We start from the raw sequence: 6,339 nt of genomic DNA on the forward strand, positions 1-6,339 counted from the left end.
CGCCGCCCGATCGTTTACTTGATCAGGTAGATCGTGGCGAAGAGGCCGATCCAGACGACATCGACGAAGTGCCAGTAGTAGGACACGACGATGGCGGCAGTGGCCTGCTGGTGGGTGAACCGCTTGGCCGCGTACGTCCTGCCCAGTACGAGCAGGAACGCGATCAGACCGCCCGTCACGTGGAGTCCGTGGAAGCCGGTGGTCAGGTAGAACACCGATCCGTACGGATCCGACGAGAGCGAAAGGCCCTCGTGCTTGACCAGCTCCGTGTACTCGAAGACCTGGCCGCCGATGAAGACCGCACCCATCACGAACGTGACGATGAACCACCCCCTCAGCTTCTTCACGTCCCCGCGCTCGGCGGCGAAGACGCCGAGCTGGCAGGTGAGAGAGGAAAGCACCAGGATCGTGGTGTTCGTCGCGGAGAACGGAAGGTTCAGCGCTTCGGCGTGTTCCTTCCAGTACTCGGCGCCCGTCACCGATCGCAGGGTGAAGTACATCGCGAAGAGGGCCGCGAAGAACATCAGCTCGGAACTCAGCCAGATGATGGTTCCGACACTGGTGAGATTCGGCCGATTGACCGACGGGTGCGCGTGCCCGGTTTCTACTGCTGTTGCTGTCGCCACGACCGACATTATGTCGGTCGCTTATCCCGGCCTCACTTCGGGGGGTGCTGTTCGGTGTGTCAGGCCCCCGTGTGCAGCTCAAACGGCCCATCCCGAGGGCGTGCGAACCGGTGTTGACGGGGCGTCGGAGGGAGTAGCATCCGCGGAACGGCCCCCGAGACCCATACGCGGAGGAACAATGCAGCCGACCGCCACGGTGCTGGTCTACAGCGACAACGCCAACACCCGCGAACAGGTGCGGCTCGCCGGGGGGCAACGGCCAGCCTCCGACGTCCCTCCGGTCCGGTACATCGAGTGCGCCACCCTGCCCGCGCTGCTCGCCACCCTGGAGGAGCGGGTCGTCGACGTCTGCGTGCTGGACGGCGAGACCGCCCCGGCCGGGGGCATGGGGGTCTGCAAGCAGATCAAGGACGAGATCTTCGAGTGCCCGCCCGTGCTGCTGCTCATCGGCCGCCCCCAGGACGCCTGGCTGGCCACCTGGAGCCGCGCCGAGTCGGTCGTGTCTCACCCCGTCGACCCGGTGGCCCTCGCGGAAGCGCTCGCCGGGCTGCTCCGCGAGAACCACCAGCTCGCGGGCGCCTGAGCCGCGCGGGACGTCCCCCGAGCCTTACGGGACGCCCGCGGCGCGTGACACACCCGACGCGTCTGACGCGTCACACCTGGGGGCGGAGCCTGGCCTGACCGGCCGGCCCGCCCTCTTCGCGTTCCCCGGACCCGGACTCCAGAGCGCTGCCCTCGCGCCACTCGTCCCAGCCCATGTTCCAGTCGCCGAATCCGTTCCCGAAAGTGGGCATTTTCTCGCCCTGCGTGTTGACGTGCGTGACGAGATCACCCGGACGGACGTGGTGGAAGAACCAGCTCGCGTTGCCGGTGCTCAGTCCGGTGCAGCCGTGGCTGACGTTGGAGGCGCCCTGCGAGCCGACGGACCAGGGCGCGCCGTGCACGTACTCGCCGCTCCACGTGAGCCGGGTGGCCCAGCGGACGGGCAGGTCGTAGGACTCCGAACTGCCCTCGGCGATGCCGACGCTGGTGCCCCTCATCCGGACGAAGGACTCCATGCCGAGGATCACCTTGGTGCCGTGCCGGGTGCGGAATCCGGCCTTGCCCGTGGTGATGGGCATGGTGTTGATGGTTCTGCCGTTCTTCTTGACCTTCATCTGGTGCGCCGAGGCGTCCGCGATGGCCTCCACCCGGTCGCCCGTGCGCAGCTTCAGCGGCTTTGTGGCGCCGCCGTAGAGCCCGTCGCGCACCTTCACGCCCTTGAGGTCGGAGCTGACCGTGACGGAGGCGTGAGCGGGCCAGTAGGCGCGCGGCCTGTAGTGGAGCTCCTTGTCGTCCACCCAGTGCCAGGAGCCCTCCACTTCCGGGTGAGAGGTGACGGAGAGCGCGCCCTCGACGCGCTGGCGCTGCTCCGGGTCCTTCACCTTGTGGCTCAGCTCGGCCGTGACCGGCTGGCCGACCCCGTAGGTGCCCGCGTCGGGGCCGAAGGTGACCGAGAGCTTCTTGGAGTCGACGGGCTTCGTGGTGAAGTCCAGGGTGCGGCGGCCCGGCTCGCCGTCCCCGTTCTCGGTGCTGACCTGGACGGTGTAGTGCGCGCCCGCGGTCAGCGGGCCTGTACTGCGCCATCTGGTGCCGTCGGCCGAGAGTTCACCGGCCACGTAGCGGCCGACGGCGTCCTTGGCGGTGACGTCGGCCAGCTTGTCCTCGGAGCCCGAGGTGGTGACCTCCAGGGGCTTTCTGGGGTCCACGGCTCCGCCGTCGGCCGTGGCCTTCACGGACACGTGCTCACCGGCGTCGTACGGAGCACTCGAGAGCGGATCCGTGTCCTCGCCGCACGCGGTGAGCCCCACCGCCAGGGGAGCCAGCATGAGGGCGCCGCTCATCGCCATCCGGCGTTTGGATCTGTTCGACCAGTGACTCATGGGCCCAAAATATGAAGAATCACCAACTCGGGCCCGCTGAGCGCATACAAATGGGTCGGCCCCCGGAGTGACCGGGGGCCGACCCTCGTCCGTCGGATGCGGACGGATACCGCGCGTGCTACTGGTGCGGTGCTGGTGCTACTGGGTGCGGTTCTCGCCGTGGTAGTACTCGAAGACCCACCCGAACAGGCCGATGATCAGCAGCGGTGCCGAGACGAACACCAGCCACCAGCCGAAGGCGACACCCGCGAAGGCGAAGGCGCCACCGAGGCCCAGGGACAGCGGCTGCCAGCTGTGCGGGCTGAAGAAGCCCAGCTCACCAGCGTCGTCGGCGACGTCCGCTTCCTTGTTGTCCTGGGCTCCCGCGTCCACACGGCGCGCGGTGAACGCCAGGTAGTAGCCGATCATCACGGAGAGCCCGAAGGCCAGGAACAGACCCGTGGTGCCGACCGGCTCCTTCGACCACACGCCATAGACGATCGCCATGACGAGCATGAAGAGGGCCAGCCAGAGGAACATCTTGCCCTGGATCTTCACTTCCCGGCCTCCTTGCTGCCGGCCAGCGCCTTCTCGTCCGAGCCCTGGTTCTCAAGCTGGTCGAGAGCGGCGATCTCGGGGTGGTGCAGATCGAACGCCGGGGATTCGGAGCGGATCCGCGGCAGCGTGAGGAAGTTGTGCCGCGGCGGCGGGCAGGAGGTCGCCCACTCCAGCGAACGGCCGTAGCCCCACGGGTCGTCGACCTCGATCTTCTTGCCGTGCTTCGCCGTCTTCCAGACGTTGTAGAGGAACGGCAGGATCGACAGGCCCAGCAGGAACGAGCTGATCGTCGACAGGGTGTTCAGGGCGGTGAAGCCGTCCGCGTCCAGGTAGTCCGCGTAGCGGCGCGGCATGCCCTCGGCGCCCAGCCAGTGCTGCACCAGGAAGGTGCCGTGGAAGCCGACGAACAGCGTCCAGAAGGTGATCTTGCCGAGGCGCTCGTCCAGCATCTTTCCGGTGAACTTGGGCCACCAGAAGTGGAAGCCCGCGAACATCGCGAAGACGACGGTGCCGAAGACGACGTAGTGGAAGTGCGCCACCACGAAGTACGAGTCGGAGACGTGGAAGTCCATCGGGGGCGAGGCCAGGATGACGCCGGTCAGACCACCGAAGGTGAAGGTGATCAGGAAGCCGATCGTCCACAGCATCGGCGTCTCGAAGGAAAGGGATCCCTTCCACATCGTGCCGATCCAGTTGAAGAACTTCACACCCGTTGGAACCGCGATCAGGAACGTCATGAACGAGAAGAACGGTAGGAGTACCCCGCCCGTCACGTACATGTGGTGCGCCCAGACCGTCACGGAGAGGCCCGCGATGGCGATCGTCGCGCCGATCAGGCCGATGTAGCCGAACATCGGCTTACGGGAGAAGACCGGGATGACCTCGGAGACGATGCCGAAGAACGGCAGCGCGATGATGTAGACCTCTGGATGGCCGAAGAACCAGAAGAGGTGCTGCCACAGCAACGCTCCTCCGTTCGCCGCGTCGAAGACGTGCGCCCCGAACTTGCGGTCCGCCTCCAGGGCGAACAGCGCGGCGGCGAGCACCGGGAAGGCCAGCAGCACCAGGACACCGGTGAGCAGGACGTTCCAGGTGAAGATCGGCATCCGGAACATCGTCATGCCGGGGGCGCGCATGCAGATGATCGTGGTGATGAAGTTGACCGAACCCAGGATGGTGCCGAAGCCGGAGAGGGCCAGGCCCATGATCCACATGTCGGCGCCGATGCCCGGCGAGCGGACCGCGTCCGACAGCGGCGAGTAGGCGAACCAGCCGAAGTCCGCTGCGCCCTGCGGGGTGAGGAAGCCACCCACGGCGATGAGCGAGCCGAAGAGGTACAGCCAGTACGCGAACATGTTCAGCCGCGGGAAGGCCACATCGGGCGAGCCGATCTGGAGCGGCATGATCCAGTTCGCGAAGCCCGAGAAGAGCGGGGTGGCGAACATCAGCAGCATGACGGTGCCATGCATGGTGAACGCCTGGTTGAACTGCTCGTTCGACATGACCTGCATGCCGGGGCGGGCCAGCTCGGCGCGCATGAAGAGCGCCATGATGCCGCCGAGGCAGAAGAACGCGAAGGACGTGACGAAGTAGAGCGTCCCGATCTTCTTGTGGTCTGTGGTGGTCAGCCAGTCCACCACGACGGCGCCGGGGGTCTTCTTCCGTACTGGCGGTGCTGCCTCGGCGGTCGCGGTGGCGGCACCCTGGGGTTCGTTGAGGATGCTCACGGGTTATTCGTCTCCGCATTCTTGGCGCCGCCCGTGCTGGCGGTACCCGACGGGATGTAGCCGGTCTGGCCCTTCTTCGCCAGGTCCTCCAGATGCTTCTGGTAACGCTCCGGGGAGACGACCTTCACGTTGAAGAGCATCCGGGAGTGGTCCACGCCGCACAGCTCGGCGCACTTGCCCATGAAGGTGCCCTCCTTGTTGGGGGTCACCTCGAAGCGGTTGACATGGCCGGGGATGACGTCCTGCTTCATCAGGAACGGCACCACCCAGAAGGAGTGGATGACATCGCGCGAGGTCAGGATGAACTGAACCGTCTCGCCCTTCGGCAGCCACAGCGTCGGACCCGGGTTGTTGTTCTGCGGGTTCCGCTCACCAGGGGTGCCGACCTCGTAGACGCCCTCGGCGCCCTCCGGGAAGGTCGACCTCATCCGGTCGGGGATGGCATCCAGTTCCTTGTCATCCGTGTTGTCGGTGGATGCCTTGCCGTCCACGTTCTCGATGTGGTTGAAACCCCAGCTCCACTGGTAGCCGACCACGTTGACGACGTGGTCCGGCTTCTTGGAGGTCGCCAGGAGCTTCGTCTCATCGCGCGCGGTGAAGTAGAAGAGCACCGCCACGATGATGATGGGGACCACGGTGTACAGGGCCTCGATGGGCATGTTGTACCGGGTCTGCGGAGGTACCTCGACCTTGGTCTTGGAACGCCGGTGGAAGATGACACTCCACACGATCAGACCCCAGACCAGCACGCCCACGGCGAGCGCTGCCGCCCACGACCCCTGCCACAGGGAGAGGATCCGCGGAGCCTCATCCGTGACCGGGGTGGGCATACCAAGGCGGGGGAAGTCCTTATATGTGCAACCGGTCGCGGTCGCCAGGACCAGGCCCGCGGCAAGCGCCTGGTGCAGCTTCCGCCGCATCGGGCGCCGCGACGAGGGGGAACCGCCCCCGCCCGTAGGGCGGTGGGGGAGGTCGGAGCCGTTGGGACTCACGTAGCGCCTTCCCGAGAGTCTCGCCCGCCCATCCGGGCTCGGCCTATTGCTGGTCGGGCGCGGGCCCTGGCGCGGGCAGGGGTTTGGATGTTTATGCGGACCAAACCCTACTGGACGCTATTTGGGGGCGCGCGGGGAGGGTGCGTAACGCGCCGCGGGACTCCCCGATGGAGTGGAATAGCGGGCTCGCGCCCCGCATCTGACGGCCCCTTCGCGGGGTGCGGGTCCCCTTCGCGGGGTGCGGAAGGAAACGGGGGGTTGCCGGTTCGCCGGGGGCGTTGCGCGGGACGGTTGGCCCGTGCGGTGCGCACTGTAGGGTCCCGCGCTGATTTTGTTGCCCCTTCACGGGGCGGGTGGGGCGCCGGTCCGGTTCGCCATCGTGTTCGGCTGCCTGGCCGGTGGCTACGGCGCGGCGTGTGGTGACGGTGCGTCGCGGCTGGCGCCGCGTGGTTGTTGGCTTGTGCCGGTGGCCGTGTGGGGTTGCTGTGTGGTGGGGGTCGGTGCCGCGCCGGGGTGTCTCCTCGGGCGGCGACAA

Annotated in this window: 6 protein-coding genes; 1 reads left to right on the forward strand and 5 read right to left on the reverse strand. The window is 67.0% G+C overall.

Features of this window, described 5'->3' with window-relative positions; all coding sequences use genetic code 11:
• Nucleotides 1–14: 14 nt before the first annotated feature.
• Nucleotides 15–635 carry an aa3-type cytochrome oxidase subunit III gene (gene ctaE / locus ACYVOO_RS39355; RefSeq protein ID WP_453346411.1) on the reverse strand — a complete coding sequence of 207 codons (621 nt, stop codon included), beginning with the start codon at nt 633–635 and terminating at the stop codon, nt 15–17.
• Nucleotides 636–804: 169 nt separating this feature from the next.
• On the opposite strand from ctaE, the gene ACYVOO_RS39360 reads away from it, so the two are divergent.
• Complete coding sequence (locus ACYVOO_RS39360) at nt 805–1,209, forward strand: hypothetical protein (RefSeq protein ID WP_461020515.1); 405 nt, start codon at nt 805–807, stop codon at nt 1,207–1,209.
• 70 nt (nt 1,210–1,279) lie between these two features.
• On the opposite strand, the gene ACYVOO_RS39365 is transcribed toward ACYVOO_RS39360, so the two are convergent.
• From ACYVOO_RS39365 to ctaC, 4 genes are all read right to left on the reverse strand, one after another.
• A complete protein-coding gene (locus ACYVOO_RS39365; RefSeq protein ID WP_461020516.1) occupies nt 1,280–2,548 on the reverse strand; it encodes a L,D-transpeptidase in 1,269 nt (422 codons plus the stop codon).
• Nucleotides 2,549–2,686: 138 nt separating this feature from the next.
• Nucleotides 2,687–3,085 carry a cytochrome c oxidase subunit 4 gene (locus ACYVOO_RS39370; protein ID WP_461020517.1) on the reverse strand — a complete coding sequence of 133 codons (399 nt, stop codon included), beginning with the start codon at nt 3,083–3,085 and terminating at the stop codon, nt 2,687–2,689.
• Nucleotides 3,082–4,812, reverse strand: a complete 1,731-nt coding sequence (gene ctaD / locus ACYVOO_RS39375) for an aa3-type cytochrome oxidase subunit I (RefSeq protein ID WP_461020518.1) — start codon at nt 4,810–4,812, stop codon at nt 3,082–3,084. The genes ACYVOO_RS39370 and ctaD overlap by 4 nt, the downstream gene beginning before the upstream one ends.
• Complete coding sequence (ctaC, locus tag ACYVOO_RS39380; protein ID WP_461020519.1) at nt 4,809–5,804, reverse strand: aa3-type cytochrome oxidase subunit II; 996 nt, start codon at nt 5,802–5,804, stop codon at nt 4,809–4,811. Before ctaC ends, ctaD begins: the two co-directional genes overlap by 4 nt.
• Nucleotides 5,805–6,339 lie beyond the last annotated feature (535 nt).

It is taken from the genome of Streptomyces daliensis, from assembly GCF_054782395.1.